The sequence below is a fragment of the Pseudofrankia coriaricola genome (assembly GCF_032027725.1).
Taxonomy (GTDB): Bacteria; Actinomycetota; Actinomycetes; order Frankiales; family Frankiaceae; genus Pseudofrankia.
Map to the genome: position 1 here is coordinate 87,999 of NZ_JASNFO010000057.1, position 14,575 is coordinate 102,573.

General features: G+C 71.2%; 12 protein-coding genes and 1 riboswitch. Of the genes, 9 read left to right on the top strand and 3 right to left on the bottom strand.

What is annotated here, in order from left to right:
• Window positions 1-119 precede the first annotated feature (119 nt).
• On the top strand, window positions 120-1,373 hold the full coding sequence (locus QOZ89_RS28580) for a Glu/Leu/Phe/Val family dehydrogenase (protein WP_071054621.1): 1,254 nt from the start codon (window positions 120-122) through the stop codon (window positions 1,371-1,373).
• A gap of 367 nt (window positions 1,374-1,740) precedes the next feature.
• On the opposite strand, the gene QOZ89_RS28585 is transcribed toward QOZ89_RS28580, so the two are convergent.
• Window positions 1,741-2,121, bottom strand: a complete 381-nt coding sequence (locus tag QOZ89_RS28585; RefSeq protein ID WP_071054622.1) for an RNHCP domain-containing protein — start codon at window positions 2,119-2,121, stop codon at window positions 1,741-1,743.
• A gap of 280 nt (window positions 2,122-2,401) precedes the next feature.
• Between QOZ89_RS28585 and QOZ89_RS28590 the strand changes: the two genes are divergently transcribed.
• From QOZ89_RS28590 to QOZ89_RS28610, 5 genes are all read left to right on the top strand, one after another.
• The gene (locus QOZ89_RS28590) at window positions 2,402-3,697 is read left to right on the top strand and encodes an ABC transporter substrate-binding protein (RefSeq protein WP_083420131.1); all 1,296 of its coding nucleotides are present in this window, start codon (window positions 2,402-2,404) and stop codon (window positions 3,695-3,697) included.
• Between the two features lie 335 nt (window positions 3,698-4,032).
• Window positions 4,033-4,335: a DUF3263 domain-containing protein gene (locus QOZ89_RS28595; RefSeq protein WP_071054673.1), complete on the top strand. Its 303-nt coding sequence runs from the start codon at window positions 4,033-4,035 to the stop codon at window positions 4,333-4,335.
• On the top strand, window positions 4,332-5,042 hold the full coding sequence (locus QOZ89_RS28600) for a LytR C-terminal domain-containing protein (RefSeq protein ID WP_312626515.1): 711 nt from the start codon (window positions 4,332-4,334) through the stop codon (window positions 5,040-5,042). Before QOZ89_RS28595 ends, QOZ89_RS28600 begins: the two co-directional genes overlap by 4 nt.
• Before the next feature lie 311 nt (window positions 5,043-5,353).
• Window positions 5,354-6,253, top strand: coding sequence for a trehalose-phosphatase (gene otsB / locus QOZ89_RS28605; RefSeq protein ID WP_071054624.1), 900 nt, complete (start codon window positions 5,354-5,356; stop codon window positions 6,251-6,253).
• Between the two features lie 289 nt (window positions 6,254-6,542).
• Window positions 6,543-8,333 (top strand): alpha,alpha-trehalose-phosphate synthase (UDP-forming), encoded by a 1,791-nt coding sequence (locus QOZ89_RS28610; protein WP_241842459.1) that lies wholly within the window; start codon window positions 6,543-6,545, stop codon window positions 8,331-8,333.
• Between the two features lie 386 nt (window positions 8,334-8,719).
• On the opposite strand, the gene QOZ89_RS28615 is transcribed toward QOZ89_RS28610, so the two are convergent.
• Complete coding sequence (locus QOZ89_RS28615) at window positions 8,720-9,553, bottom strand: HAD family hydrolase (RefSeq protein ID WP_312626518.1); 834 nt, start codon at window positions 9,551-9,553, stop codon at window positions 8,720-8,722.
• A 270-nt stretch (window positions 9,554-9,823) separates the two neighbouring features.
• A riboswitch (SAM riboswitch) is annotated at window positions 9,824-9,885 on the top strand.
• 189 nt (window positions 9,886-10,074) lie between these two features.
• On the opposite strand from QOZ89_RS28615, the gene thrC reads away from it, so the two are divergent.
• The 3 genes from thrC (at window position 10,075) to QOZ89_RS28630 (ending at window position 12,150) form a co-directional block, all read left to right on the top strand.
• Complete coding sequence (gene thrC / locus QOZ89_RS28620) at window positions 10,075-11,361, top strand: threonine synthase (protein WP_312626520.1); 1,287 nt, start codon at window positions 10,075-10,077, stop codon at window positions 11,359-11,361.
• Between the two features lie 133 nt (window positions 11,362-11,494).
• Window positions 11,495-11,800 carry a type II toxin-antitoxin system Phd/YefM family antitoxin gene (locus tag QOZ89_RS28625; protein WP_312626522.1) on the top strand — a complete coding sequence of 102 codons (306 nt, stop codon included), beginning with the start codon at window positions 11,495-11,497 and terminating at the stop codon, window positions 11,798-11,800.
• Window positions 11,797-12,150, top strand: a complete 354-nt coding sequence (locus tag QOZ89_RS28630; RefSeq protein WP_083420133.1) for a type II toxin-antitoxin system RelE family toxin — start codon at window positions 11,797-11,799, stop codon at window positions 12,148-12,150. Before QOZ89_RS28625 ends, QOZ89_RS28630 begins: the two co-directional genes overlap by 4 nt.
• 115 nt (window positions 12,151-12,265) lie before the next feature.
• On the opposite strand, the gene QOZ89_RS28635 is transcribed toward QOZ89_RS28630, so the two are convergent.
• Window positions 12,266-14,533, bottom strand: a complete 2,268-nt coding sequence (locus tag QOZ89_RS28635) for a hypothetical protein (RefSeq protein ID WP_312626525.1) — start codon at window positions 14,531-14,533, stop codon at window positions 12,266-12,268.
• Between the last annotated feature and the right edge of the window lie 42 nt (window positions 14,534-14,575).

Genomic DNA, 14,575 nt, shown 5'->3' on the forward strand with positions numbered 1-14,575 from the left:
CACGGGGTCCCCGGGATCGGCAGAGCCGGTCAGGTAGGTCGCGGGCCAGCCCGGCGCCACTACCTGCCGGGTGGCTCTCGCGGCGGGTCTTCGTCCCCGCGGGCCACATAGGAGGGCCAGTGAGCCTCGGGGCATCACCCTGGGACACCGCCTGCGTCCAGCTTGCGGACGCCGCGCGGCACCTGGGTCTAGACGACGGAATGCACGACCTGCTGCGCATGCCGCGGCGGTCGGTCACGGTCAGCGTCCCGCTGCAGCGCGATGACGGGCAGCTGCTGGTGCTGACGGGATACCGGGTTCAGCACAACCTGGCGCGGGGGCCGGCCAAGGGTGGCATCCGCTTCCATCCGTCCACCGACCTCGACGAGGTCAAGGCGCTCGCCATGTGGATGACCTGGAAATGCGCCCTGATGGGAATCCCCTACGGCGGCGCCAAGGGGGGGATCGCGGTGGAGCCCGCCATGCTCTCCGACCGGGAGCGGGAACGGATGACCCGCCGCTACGCCGCCGAGCTGGTGCCGCTGATCGGCCCGGACAAGGACATCCCGGCCCCGGATGTCGGCACGGACGAGCAGACCATGGCCTGGATCATGGACACCTACTCGACGCACACCGGCCACACGTCGCACGGCGTCGTGACCGGCAAGCCGCTGGCGGTCGGCGGTTCCGCGGGCCGGGCCGGCGCCACCAGCCGCGGCGTCCAGCTGGCGATGTTCGCCGCGCTGCGCGAGCGCGGCATCGACCCGAAGAGCATCACCGTGGCCGTGCAGGGCTTCGGAAAGGTCGGCGCGCTCGCCTCGCAGTACCTGCACGACGCGGGCTGCCGAGTGGTCGCGGTGTCCGACGTGAAGGGCGGGGTCTACAACCCGCGCGGGCTCAACCCGACGGCGCTCATCCGCCATCTCGCCCGCGGCGCGGACACGGTGGTCGGCTATCCCGGTACCGACACCCTGACCAACGGCGAGCTGCTCGAGCTCGACGTGGACGTGCTGGTGCCGGCGGCGCTCGAGGGTGTGGTGACGGCGGAGAACGCTCCACGGGTGCGCGCCAAGATGATCGTCGAGGGCGCGAACGGCCCGGTGACGGCGCAGGCCGACCCGATCCTCGCCGACAAGGGCGTCGTCGTGGTGCCGGACATCCTGGCCAACGGCGGCGGCGTCGCCGTCTCGTACTTCGAGTGGGTGCAGGACCTGCAGGCCTATTTCTGGTCCGAGGACCAGGTGAACGAACGGCTGGCCGAGCTGATGGAGCGCGCCTACGCCCAGGTGTCGCGGCTCGCCACCGAGCGCGGGCTGACGCTGCGCGAGGCGGCGCACGTCATCGGTGTCGGGCGGGTCGCGGAGGCACACCGCACTCGCGGCCTCTACCCGTGAGGCGGCGGGCGCTGGACGTGCGGCGTGCGGCGCTGGACGCGCGCCCTGCCTGTCGGACGCTGAGCGTCCTCCCCGCGTGGTGCCGGGCATAGGCGTATGGCCGTGGTTCAGGTGGTGCCGGGCTGAGGACGTGGCTGGGTTGGCGCAGCGCTAATGGCGCCGTCACGAGCTGTGGCTGGGTGTCGCTTGCCGCTTGCTGGGGCGGTTCCGGGTTGGGGGGCCGCTTGCTGGGGCGGTGCCGGGCTGGGGGTGCCGCTTGCCGCTTGCTGGGGCAGTCCGGATGCTGGGGCGGTTCCGGGCTGAGGGGGCCGAGCGGGGTTCCGGGCTGAGGGGGGTGCTGGGCTGGGCGCGTCCGTACGATGAGCGGCTATCGCCGTCGGCGCCGTTCTCTGGCGCCGGCGGCGGCACTCGGCGCGGTGCTGTCGATGCCGCCGGCGATGGCGGCGCTCGCCGCCTCGGCCGCCAGGCTCAGCAGGGCGGGCTGGTCGTCCGCCGGCGAGGTCCGGTTGCGCCGACGGTGGCCGCAGCGCTCGCAGACGTGGGTGAGCACCGTGTCATGGGCACGGGACTCGACCGCGACCGGGCGCATCAGGCCGCCGCAGCCGGCCTCCCGGTCACCCGGCTGGACGTCGACGTGCCGGGACCACAGGCAGTGTGGGCAGTGGTTCGTGTACCCATCGCCTCGCACCGAGGCGCCGCACACCAGGCAGTCGAAGTCCTCGGTGGTGCGGGTGAACCGGCGTGCCACAGGTCCACGGTAGCCCGCGCGACGCGGCCCACGGCGGCTGGAAAGGGCGATTCGCGCACTTCGGCGGACGAGGCAGCCACCGGCAGGCACGGTGCCACGACCGCCGCGGGTGGCGGGCGAGCCCCATCAGCACTCGGTAAGCGCCGGTTAACTGTCTAATTCTTCATCCAACATCAACAGAAGGTCTCTAGCACTCGGCAAACACGGGGTCACCTCGCGTCGCGACCAAACGCCGGACTATCGTCTGCCGGAATCGGCCAGGAGGTCAGAAGTGTCCCGTATGCGCCGCTCGCGCCCCCGACCCCGCACCGTCCGGCCGAAACGCCCGGGCCGGTTACGAATAACCGCGCTGCTCGCCACGGTCGCCACCACCGCCGCCCTCGCCGCCGGTTGTGGGACGTCTGGTAACGCCGCCTCCGGACCGGTGCCCTGCACCACCCCCGGCTTCAGCGCGGACGCAATCAAAATCGGCTGGGTCTACCCGGACACTGGGCCACTGGCCCAGGCTCTGGGAGCGGCCCGTTCGGGCTTCATCGCCCGGGTCGAGCAACAGAACGCCGCGGGCGGAATCCACGGCCGAAAACTCACGTTCGTGTGGCGCGACGACGCGGGCAGCGCGCCCCAGAACCTCGAGGCGATGCACGACCTCGTCGAGAACGAGCAGGTCTTCGGGGTCGTGGAGTCGACGACGGCCGCCTCGGGCAGCGCCGACTACCTGCACGCGAAGGGTGTGCCGGTGGCGGGCCTGCCGGCGGAGGCCCTCTGGGCCGACCACCGCTACGACAACATGTTCGCCCACGGCTATGTGATCACCGATGGCCCGTCGGTCGACACCTTCGGCACCTTCGTCAAGGCCCGGGGCGGCACGAAGGCCGCCATCGTGCTCAGCGACGCCGACCAGGTCTCCAACCAGATCAGCCAGAAGGTCGCCGACAGCCTGCGGGCGGCGGGCGTCGAGGTGTCCCCGGAGAAGTTCATCTACAACCCGACCCACACCGACCCGGTCCAGCTGGGCCAGCAGCTGAAGGAGGCCGGCGTGGACACGGTCGTCGGCGCCCTGTCCGCCGTGGACACCAGCGAGGTCATGGAGGGCGCGCGCGCCGCGGGTGCCACGGTGAAGGTTTTCCTGTCCGCCGCCGGCTATGACCGCGGTGTGCTCCAGGAGAAGGGCCCGGCGATGGCCGGGCTGTACACCTACATGAACTACGTGCCGTTCCTGAACCGAACCCCCGCTCACGACCTCTATATGGACGCGATGCGCGCGTATGCGCCGGAGCTGCAGCCGCCGGACCAGGAACTCGCCCTTGTCGCCTACCTCAGCACCGACATCTTCCTGACCGGCCTGCTCCGGGGCCCCGCCTGCCCGACCCGCGCCAGCTATATCGAGACCCTGCGGGGCGTCACCGACTACAACGCCGGCGGCCTGCTTCCCGGCCCGGTCGACTTCAAGAACTGGGGACAGCTGAACCTCTGCTACACCTTCGTGCGGGTCAACAACCAGGGCACCGACTACGAGCTGGTCAAGGACCCCGACGGCGCCGACCGTTGGTGCGGCAACCGCCTCCGGAGCAAGTAACCCACGCACTCGCCCGCCCCCCGGCGATCGCGCGCCGCGTCCCTGACCGTTCCCCGGCCGCGCCGCGCTCCCCCTCCTCCCAGCCCCGGCGGCGGCCGTGTGTGCCAGTGACGGGCACCGGCCTGCTTCCTGGGCTCCTGGCACCGGCGTGCGGGTGGGGCTCCTCGGTTTGTCGTGCCCGCGGGGTGAAATAGTGACGTCCAGCCCGATAGCCGCGTTCGCGGGAATCGGGCGGCGGGGCGGGAGCCAGTCCAGCCCACGCGGGTTCCGAGTCGCTTGAGAGGCCGAAGGGGGGTCGCGCCGTGGATGATGGCGAGCCGACGGCGGTCACCGGAATGTCCGGACCGGCCGTGCCGGGGCTGTCCGAGCGTGACAGCCGGGTGCTGCGGTTCGAGCAGCGCACCTGGCGGTACCCGGCGGCCAAGGATGAGGCCATCCGTGCCGAGTTCGGCCTGTCCCCCGCGCGCTACTACCAGCTCCTCAACGCGCTGATCGAGTCCCCCGCGGCTCTGGCCGCCGAGCCCATGCTGGTCGGCCGCCTGTCCCGCCTGCGCGCCGCCCGCCGCCAGGGCTGGTCCCCGGCCACATCCGCGCCGGTCACAGCTACCAACGGCTCCCAGGCGGACGACCGAGCATGAGCGAAGGCGACCCAACACCCGGCCCGCACGCCGGCGCCGCCCGCGCTGGCACCGGCACGGCCGGCGCCGCCCCCGGCCGCGACGGCTCCGCTGGCGCCGCGAGTGGTGGCGGCGGCCGCCGCCCACCGCCCAGCCGTCCCGGGCTGCGCAGGCTCTGGGGCGGCCTGATCGCCATCATCGCCGTCGCCGCCGGCATCCTGCTGGTCAACCTGCTTCACAATCCGGACGACGGCGCCGATCAGGCGGCCGCCCGCCCGTCGGCGTCGGCCACCGCGGCGACCACCACCCCGGCCGGCACGGCCACCACCGCCGCGCCGGGAACGAGCCCGGCAGGCACCCCGTCGGCCGGCCCGGCCACCACCTCGGCGCCGACCACCCGCCCGCCCGCCCCAGCCGGGGGTGATCACGCCCTCGCCCCGGTTGTGATCCTCAACGACTCCAAGATCGAGGGACTCGCCGAAGCGGCCCGCAAGCCGGTAGAAGACGCGGGCTTCACCGTCGACCGCGTCGGAGGTTACGTCAGCACCTATGACGTGCCGGTCACCACGGTCTTCTACGAGGAGGGCCTCAAACCAGCGGCGGAGGCGCTCCAGCGGCTGGTCCCGGGGGTCACGAAGACCCAGCAGATCACCGCGAACTTCAAGCTGGTCGAACCCGGCAAGCTGATCCTCGTGGTCACCAGGGACTTCCCCACCCCCGCACCGTAAACGAGCACCCGACCGATGATCTCCCGTCTCGGGAGCATCGGCGACGCGGCCGGCCGGCCGTCCTTTCGACCAGGCGGGGTGGGGCGGGGCGGTTCGCCTGCACCCAGACCCTCCGAAGACCGCCGGCTGGGCATGCGGATCGGGCTTCCGACCGGCCGGCGACGCGTCCGGGACACGCTTGGCGGGGGCCGGGAGGGGCGACACGTGTGGCAACTCTGAGGTCTAGCGGGATGGTCGGTGCGTGGCCGGCCTGACGCCACCGGCACACTTGTTGCCATGGTCGCCCAGGTACGCCCAACTGAGGCAGCGTCATGACAACTCTTCCCGCCCCTGCCCCACGCACGCCCGCCGGCGGCGCCGGGCTCGCGGCATTGATCACGGCGCCGAAGACCGCGCTGGTCGCGCTGGACTATGACGGCACGCTCTCGCCGATCGTGCTCCGGCCGTCGGACGCGGTGCCCGTCCCCGGCGCCCTGGACGCTCTGCGAGTGCTCGCGGGTCGGGTGGGCACCTGCGCGATCATCACCGGTCGCCCGGTGGACGTGGTCCTCGAGCTCACCGGCCTCGTGTCCGGCGGTGCCCGCGCCCAGGGCGGTGGTTCCGGGAAGAACGCCGCCGCCGGCAACGGCGCCGCGCCGGAGGCGCTGACGAACCTGACGGTCCTCGGCCAGTACGGGCTGCAGCGCTGGGATGGCACGACCGGGGTCACGACCAGCCCCGAGCCGCTGCCGGGGGTCGCCCGCGTGCGCGCGCTGCTGCCCGAGGTGCTGCGCGACGCCCCGCCGGGCGTGACCGTCGAGGACAAGGTCCAGGCCCTGGTCGTGCACGTCCGGCGCGCGGCCGACCCGGACGCGGCGCTCGGCGCGCTGGCGCCGGCCCTGCGCCGCCTCGCCGAGGACCACGGGCTGGAGGCCGCGCCGGGCAAGAAGGTGCTGGAGCTGCGCCCCCCTCACCACGACAAGGGCAGGGCGCTGCGCGAGCTGGTCGCGGAGCGGGCCGCCCGCTCGGTGCTGGTCGCGGGCGACGATCTCGGTGACCTGCCGGCGTTCGACGCGGTCGACAGGCTGCGCTCCGCCGGCATCGCCGGTCTCACCGTCTGCAGCGACGGTCCGGAGGTCCCCGCCGTCCTGCGCGACCGCGCCGACCTGGTTGTGGACGGGCCCGCCGGTGTCGTCGCGCTTCTGCGCGTCCTCACCAACCGCCTTCGCTGACCCGGATCGGCCTCCGCTCGCCGCTGGCCCACGGACCCGTCACAACGGTCGGTCCACCAAGTTAACTTTTGGCACCGTCGTGTAGCGCTACTTGGTCAACGACGGGGTCTCACTCGTCTAGGGTGCCTATGTGCCATACCTGACCCGGGCCGCGGTGGCGGGGCCCGACCCGGAGACCGCCGGCACCGCGCGGGTGCTCGTCGCCTCCAACCGAGGTCCAGTCGCTTTCTCCTTCTCGGAAACCGGCGCGTTGGTGGCTCGGCGCGGCAGCGGCGGGCTCGTCAGCGGCATGCAGGAAGTGATCCGCGACGCCGCCGCGACCGCGGCGGGCGCCGTGGGCACAGCCGGGGCCGTGGGCACGGTCGCCGGGCTGGGCGACGCGGTCGAGGGCGACTGTGGTGATCACCCCTCCGGCATCGTGTGGGTCTGTGCGGCGCTCAGCGACGCCGACCGCAAGGCGGCGCGCGAGTCACCGGACGGGCGGCTGGACCGGGCGAGGTTCGACACCGGCGGCGCGGCGGTGCGGATGCTCGACGTCGACCGTGTCGTGTTCGACCGGGCCTACAACGGGGTCGCCAACCGCACGCTGTGGTTCGTCCTGCACCTGCTGTTCGCCCCGGCGGCCGAGCCGAGCTTCGGCGCGGTGTTCTGGCGGGACTGGGAGGCCTACGAGGCCTACAACGCGATGTTCGCCGACGCACTGGCCGCGGAGGCCGCGCCCGGCGCCGCGGTGCTGATCCAGGACTACCACCTGACGCTGGCCCCCGGCTTGCTGCGCAAGCTGCGTCCGGACCTGCGGATCTCGCACTTCACCCACACTCCATGGGCACCTCCGGACTACTTCCGCATCCTGCCGGATCGGGTGTCGCGCGCGGTGATCGGTGGCATGCTCGGCGCCGACCGACTCGGCTTCCTGACCGCCCGCTGGGCGACGGCGTTCCGCGACTGCGTCCGCGCGCTGTTCGGTGACGACATCGAGATCGAGATCGACGATCGGCTTCAGATCGACGGCGAAAGCCCGACCGTCGTCGCTGCGGTGGGGATCTCGGAGGCGGTCGCCGTCCATGAGCAGCTGGCGGTGAACGGCGAGCGGGCGCTCGTCATCGACCGCGGCGTGACCGAGAGCGTCCCCATCGTCGAGCAGCGGACCGCCCCCGATGAGGAGGACGGACACCGCGGTGGCCCGGACGGCCCGGACGGCCCACCGCGGCCGGCGGCGAACGGATGGGCCGCCGCGAACGGGCGCCCGCGGGCCGCGGACGGTCTCGGTCTCCCGGTCGAGACCGCCGGCCAGGCCAAGATCGCCCGGCCGGGCGCCGGGGGCGGGCACGGGGACCGCCGGGTCAGGATCGGAATCCACCCGCTAGGAGTCGACGCGGTCGCGCTTCGCGCGCGGGCCGCGGCGAAGGACGTGATCACCCGTGCGGCCGAGCTGCGCGAACTGGTCGGCGACCGACGGCTGATCGTGCGGGTCGACCGCACCGAGCTGTCGAAGAACATCGTCCGTGGCCTGGACGCCTATCGGGAGCTGTTGCGCAACCACCCGGTCTGGCGAGGCCGCGTGACCCACCTGGTCTGTGCGTACCCCTCCCGGCACGACCTGCCCGAGTACCGCGAGTACACGGCGGCGGTGCAGCGGATCGCGACCGAGATCGAGGACGAGTTCGCCACCGACGGCTGGCTGCCACTGCGCCTCGAGGTGACCGACGACTACCCGCGCTCACTGGCGGCGCTGACGCTGGCCGACGTCCTGGTCGTGAACCCCATTCGCGACGGCATGAACCTCATCGCCAAGGAGGGCCCCGCGGTCTCCGGCCGCGACGTCGCGCTGGTCCTGTCCCGGGAGGCCGGTGCCTACGCGGAACTCGCCGCGGACGCGCTGGTGGTCAACCCGTTCGACGTGGCCGAGACCGCCGAGGCGATGGACGCGGCCCTGCGCATGTCACCCGCCGAACGCCGCCGACGCGCGCTCCGCCTGGCCGCGCTCGCCGCCAGGCTCCCTCCCGGCGACTGGTTCCGCCAGCAGCTGGCCGCCCTCCCCGCCCCTCCCGACCTCCCCCAGCCCCTGGCAACGAACTAGGGCGTCGCTGGCTCGAAGGTCGCTTGCGCGACCTCTCGCCGCGACGCCCGGGGTTCCTGCCGGATCGGCGGAGCTTGCGGAGCCGATCTGGGAGGTCCGCGGGCGCCTAGGGCGCCCTCCCAGCCTGGTTCCGGGGCTGAGGTGTATGGCCGGGGCTGGTGTGGGGCTGGGTCGGGATGTGGTTGCGGTGGTGGTGCGCCGATGCGCCGTCGCCATCGGTGGTTGGGTTGCGCTGACGCCACGCCAGAACGGAGCGCGACTCTTGGGAGCCGCCGGGAAACAAGTTCCGTCTTTGATGTTGGACTTGTCGCGAGACTGGCGGCATCTCTCCTTGGTCAAGAAGCAGAGTTATTTTCCGGCGGCTTCTTAGCGGCGGGGCCTCGGTGTCAGCCGTGGGTGGCGACCGCGGCGCGGACGGCGCTCGCCCAGCCGAGGGTGACCGGCTCCTTCTCCACGACGACGTTGTCGTAGGCGGAGAGCAGCGCCGCAATGTCCGGGTGGCGCAGGGCATTGGCAACCAGGTGCATCTGGCCCACGTGGCGCGCCATGGTCAGGTCGCTGGCGGAGTCTCCGATCGCGATGGCCTCCGACGGGTCGATGCCGCGCCGCTTGAGATCCCAGCCGACCGCCTCACCCTTGCCGACGCCGTCGGGCACGAGGTGGTAGACGTGCGGGTTGACGCCGAGGTCCGGCATGTGGGCCGGCGAGATCAGCCCGTTGTCGCGCAGCGAGAGCCAACCGTAACCGGCGGCGCGCAGCCAGGCGTCGGCGGCGACGATATCGATCTTTCCGCGGAACATCACGTCCAGCTCACGCCCGGTGTGCCATGGGGTGTGTAGTTCCAGACGGCCGGGATGGGCGGCGATCAGCTCGTGCAGTAGGTCCTCGGGTACCTGGGCGAAACGCTCGGGCATCGCGCCGCGCAGGATCTCGCTCTGGCGGCCCTGGTCCCAGCCGACGATGGCGCCGAGCTCGCCGATGAATCCGTCGGCACCGAAGATCGCCGCGGCCTCGACCAGCTGCGGCCGGGTCCGCCCGCTGACCAGTACCAGCGTGATGCCGGCGGTGTGCAGGTCGACGAGCGCCCGCGCGGCCGCGAGCGTCAGCGTCCCCGGGGAGCCGCGACGTGCGTCGTCGGGGGTCGCTTCGGCCAGGAAGAACGAGCCCTTCGGGCCGACCATGGTCCCGTCGAGGTCGGTGTAGACGACACGGACGCTCACGCGCGCTGCTCCTCCCGAGGGCCCGCCTGCCGCGCGTCCGATCGTCGGCCGCGCGGCCCACAGGCCCGGATCTGCGATGTCCCAGCAACTCTGGTGGGCTTCCGGTGGGCTCGCGCTCGACCCGGGAGTCCCATCCGACAGCATCCGCCAAGAGAGCCCGCCGATGCCCGGACGAGTGGACCGACGCAAGCCGTATCACAGTGCATACGACAAGAAGTGCGGTGCGCGCGATGGTGGGGCGGTCTAGAGTACGGAGACACAACTGAAGATGGCTCATCCAGAGGGGCAGAGGGAACGGCCCAGTGAAGCCCCGGCAACCGAGCGGATGAGTGTGCTCGCCGCCCTTCGGGCGGTTCGTCCTGGCCGCGATCTCCCCCTGGGAGGCGGCCCCTGGACCCTGGTGTCGCGCTCCGCGCGACGGGGACAGGCAGGGCAACCGGACGAGGCGAGCGCACCCCCGCGGCAGGTGCCAATTCCGACCCGTGGTGCCATGGCGGCCCCGGGAAAGATGAGGAGTTCCAATGACTCTTGCGCCGGAGCGCTCTGCCCAGTCGGGCTTCACCTCAGATGACACCGCGAACCCAGCGGTAGCGCTGTCCTGTCGCAACTGTGGCGCTATCTACCCGCTGGCACCATCGCACGTCTGCATCGAGTGCTTCGCTCCGCTGGAGATCTCCTACGACGAGGACCGGCTGCGCCGGGTGACCCGGGCGTCCATCGAGGCCGGCCCGCGCAACCTGTGGCGCTACGTCGGTCTGCTGCCCGCCGGGCACGACCCGGCCCGCCGCGTCTCGCTCGGCGCCGGCTTCACCCCGCTGCGCCCGGCACCACGGCTGGCCGCCGAGCTCGGCATGAAGACCCTCTGGGTCAAGGACGACAGCGCCAACCCGACGCACTCCTTCAAGGACCGGGTCGTCTCCGTCGCGCTGTCGGCCGCCCGCGATCTCGGCTTCACCACCGTCGCCTGCGCCTCCACCGGCAACCTGGCCCACTCCGTCGCCGCCCACGCCGCCCACGCCGGCCTGCGCTCGATCGTGCTGGTCCCGCACGACCTGGAGGACGGCAAGACCGTCTCGACCGCCGTCTACGGCGGCACCCTGGTCGCGGTCAAGGGCAACTACGACGACGTCAACAAGCTGTGCAGCCAGCTCGCCGACGAGTACGAGTGGGCGTTCGTCAACGTCAACGTCCGCCCGTTCTACGCCGAGGGCTCGAAGACGCTCGGTTACGAGGTCGCCGAACAGCTGGGCTGGCGCCTGCCCGAACAGGTCGTCGTGCCGATCGCGTCCGGCTCGCTGCTGACCAAGATCGACAAGGCGTTCCGTGAGCTGATCAAGCTGGGCCTGGTCGAGGAGACGCCGTACAAGGTGTTCGGCGCGCAGGCCGCCGGCTGCAACCCGGTCGCGTCGGCGTTCGCCCGCGGCACCGACACCGTCGCGCCGGTCCGCCCGTCGACGATCGCCAAGTCCCTCTCGATCGGCAACCCCGCCGACGGCCCGTACGCCCTCGACGTGGCCCGGCGCACCGGCGGCGCGATCACCGACGTCACCGACGACGAGATCGTCGAGTGCATGCGGCTGCTCGCCCGCACCGAGGGCATCTTCGGCGAGACCGCCGGCGGCGTCACCGTCGCCAACCTGCGCCGCCAGCTGCGCGAGGGCCTGCTCGACCCCGAGGCGGAGACCGTCATCTACAACACCGGCGACGGCCTGAAGACCCTCGACCCCCTCGTCGGCAACGCCCTCCCCACCGCCACCATCCCCCCGAGCCTGTCCGCATTCGAGGCGGCCGGGCTCGGCGACGACTGATACCGGGCACAAGCCCACACGCTGGCTGCGTCGAGTCGGCGCCCAACGTCCGGCCGGCCTGTCAGATCGGCTTCACCGATCTGACAGGCCGGCGACGCCCAAAAGGCATAACATAGCCCCACGTGCGGCTAGCATGGACAGCGTGACCGTGCTGCCATTCACCGAGGCGCGCAACCGCCTGTCGGATCTCATCGATGAGGTGGAGCGGACGCACGACCGGGTCGAGATCACGCGACACGGCCGTGCCGTCGCCGTCCTCATCTCCCCCGACGACCTGGCGGCGATCGAGGAGACACTGGAGGTGCTCGCCAGTCGCGAGACGATGCGTCAGCTGGCGGAGTCCCGCGCGGCGGTCGAGGCCGGTGACGTTCTGGACGCCGAGGAGCTCGCCGCGCTCATGGCCAAGCGCGCCCGCGGCGCCGGCCGGCCGGAGGTGTGAACCACGGCGGCGAGCCCTACGAGCTACGGATCGCGGGCCCGGCGGCTCGCGCACTCGCCAGCCGGCTCCCGGAAAAGATCGCCGCCGCCGTTCACGAGTTCATCACGACGACTCTCCTGGAAAACCCGCATCGCCTGGGCAAGCCGTTACTCCTGCCGCCCTACCAGGGGACCTGGTCGGCACGCCGCGGCACCTACCGAGTTCTGTATGAGATCGACGACGAGAGTCGAACAGTACTAATCACCGCGGTCGAACACCGATCCGACGCATATCGATCACGCCGACGCACGACGACCAGCGACGACAGCCTGCGGACCCTCGACGGCGGAGTGCCGCGGCCAGGGCCGTGACGCGGGGGTCACCGAACCAGAGCGCTGGGACGCGAATCCGGTGGCATTGAGGGCGGGGCGCGACCAAGGCCCCGAAGAGATCCGGTTCAACGCGACAGCGCCGAAAAAATCGAAGCTAGAACGCGTTTCCACTTACCGAAAGAGTTACGAAAAGTACCAGTAGAAGAATCATGACGCCGGCGACAACCCAGCCGAGGTAGGACAAAATCAAGTTACTTTGCGCGAGTACCGTCCGATTGTCGGATCGATTTTTGGTGTGCCGGGAACCGGCACCATCGATTTCAGGATGGAGACTGGCCGCAGCACGGGACCGCGCTACCTTATCGAGCTCTTTCTGCTGGAGGAAAAAGGCAGCTTTGAGGGCCTCCAGTTCACTGTTAAGATCGTCGATCTGTCTACTGGAATTCACGAGGATCTCGGCGTAAGGGGTCTCCGGATTCTTCTCCTCCTGCCGCTGACGGAGTCGATCGATGAGAGGTTCGAGTTTCTTGTACTCGACTATCTTGCTTTCTATTATTTCGAGCTGCTCGCTCAAGGGGAGACTTGTGTCCAGGGATTCGTTCCTGGTGATTTTCTTGGTGATGCTGACGATGATTGGGTCCAGTTCGTGCTGAACCTGGCCCGACTGAGAGGAACGGCCGGTCTGCCGGCGGCCGGAAAATCCACCCGATGGCTGTCCGTCTGACCGGGTCTTCCTCCCGCGACTACCGGTCTCCGAGGGTGGCTGACCGCGACCACCACCCCGAGAACCTGCGTGACGCCGGTCCTGGTTGTCGTCGTAGCCAGTTAACGCTGGCTTCCAGCCTGAGATCTTTCCGCCGTGCCCGTGGTCTCCGGCGTAGTCGTCATCCCCGCCGCCGGCATCGCCATCAGTTTGCGGCGAGGCATAGCGGTCGTCCCGCGGCGGCGCGGCGCGGCCTGCCCGGGATCGCTGGCCACCACCGGTTCGTCGCGGCTCGGCCGGCGGCGCGGGGGTGGATGTCGTGTCGAGCCTAATTTGCTGGGTCGGTGGGTCTCGGGTGGCCGATCTCTGGCCGGTTGCCGTGGCGATCTCAGGGTCGACGGGGGCACCTGGCTGGTGGGGTCGGGCCTGTTCGGGAGCCACGTGCCCGAGCGGAGGCGCAATCGCGAGCTGTGGGCCGGTAACCGACCGCACCGGGCTCGGCGGGGGAAGCGGGGGAAGCGGGGGAAGCGGGGGAAGCGTGACGCCTTCTCTCCCGAGCAGCTTCGCGCACCAGTCGGCAACATCCTGGGCAGATGCCCAGACGATCGGACCGGCCGCCCGGAGATGCGCGGTGAGCGGCCGGCTGGCACTCGCCTCGGTGGACCACGCCGCGCGGCCACCGAAGTCGGACTCGATGTCCGGAGACGCGCCGCCATAGCGGGCAGCTTCGGGACCGCCGTAGTCATACCCCGGTGCGGGTTCGCCGTCGTGATGGCCGAACTCGCGGACGCCGTCGCTTAGAAGCCCGCTGGGGTAGGACTCGGAGCCGGTGGAGCCGACGCCATCGAGCCCGACATCGTCGAATCCGGTGTCATCAAAGCCGATGCTGCCCGGCGCGGGTTCGTCATAGCGGAAGAAGTCGTCGCGGTCGAAGATGGCCAGTTCGACTCGATAGTGGGCAGCGAGCATGGCACCGGCATCGTCGAAGATCTCGTGGTCGGCCCGCCAGCCCGGAGTGATCCGCGCGCACAGGTGCTCCTGGCCCTGCAGCTCGAACCTCGGCGGGTGGGTGCAGATCACCCGAGGGGCGAGGATGGCCGCCGCCCGAGGCAGCCGTCCCACCTGGGAGAGCGAGAAGGTCAGCTCGGCGTCCTCGCTGCTCTCGACGCCGTCATCGCCGGCCCGGCGGCCGAGACCACGAAAACGCCCGCGACCACCACCGTCCATGCCCTGCTCCCGTACCCGCCGGAGCAAATCGTCAAGGCACCACAGCAGGAGCTGGTTGTCGGCCGTCTGCCGGTCCGGCAGCAGCAGGTGCCAGTGCCGGTCCTGGGAGGACCCGTAGCGCAACGCGGCGGCGGCCAGCCGGCCCAGGTCGCCTTCGTCCACCGTGAAGCGCCGCGCGTCCAGCGCCGCGGCCCGCGAGGCGAGGCCGCGCAGGCTCTCGGCGGTTGGCGTCTCCGATCCTCTGACCTGGCTCAGCAGGCGGTCGATGGCATCGGCAAGGCTGCCGCCGGCGTCGACCTCGCCAGGTACGGTTCCGGCTGGGACCTCTGACGGTTGCAGCGACAACGCGAGCGTGGAGGTCAGGTCACTGGGGTGGCCGAGGAACAGGCATCCATAGCGCCCTGACCGGTCATCGGCAGGAGACGCGAGGCGGGTCGACTTGTACCGGTCTCGGATCCGTACGCCGACGACGGCCCACTGCCCGTCCCGCACCCGGCAGACGCTCACGTTGCCGCCGCCGGCGCCGGACGGGTT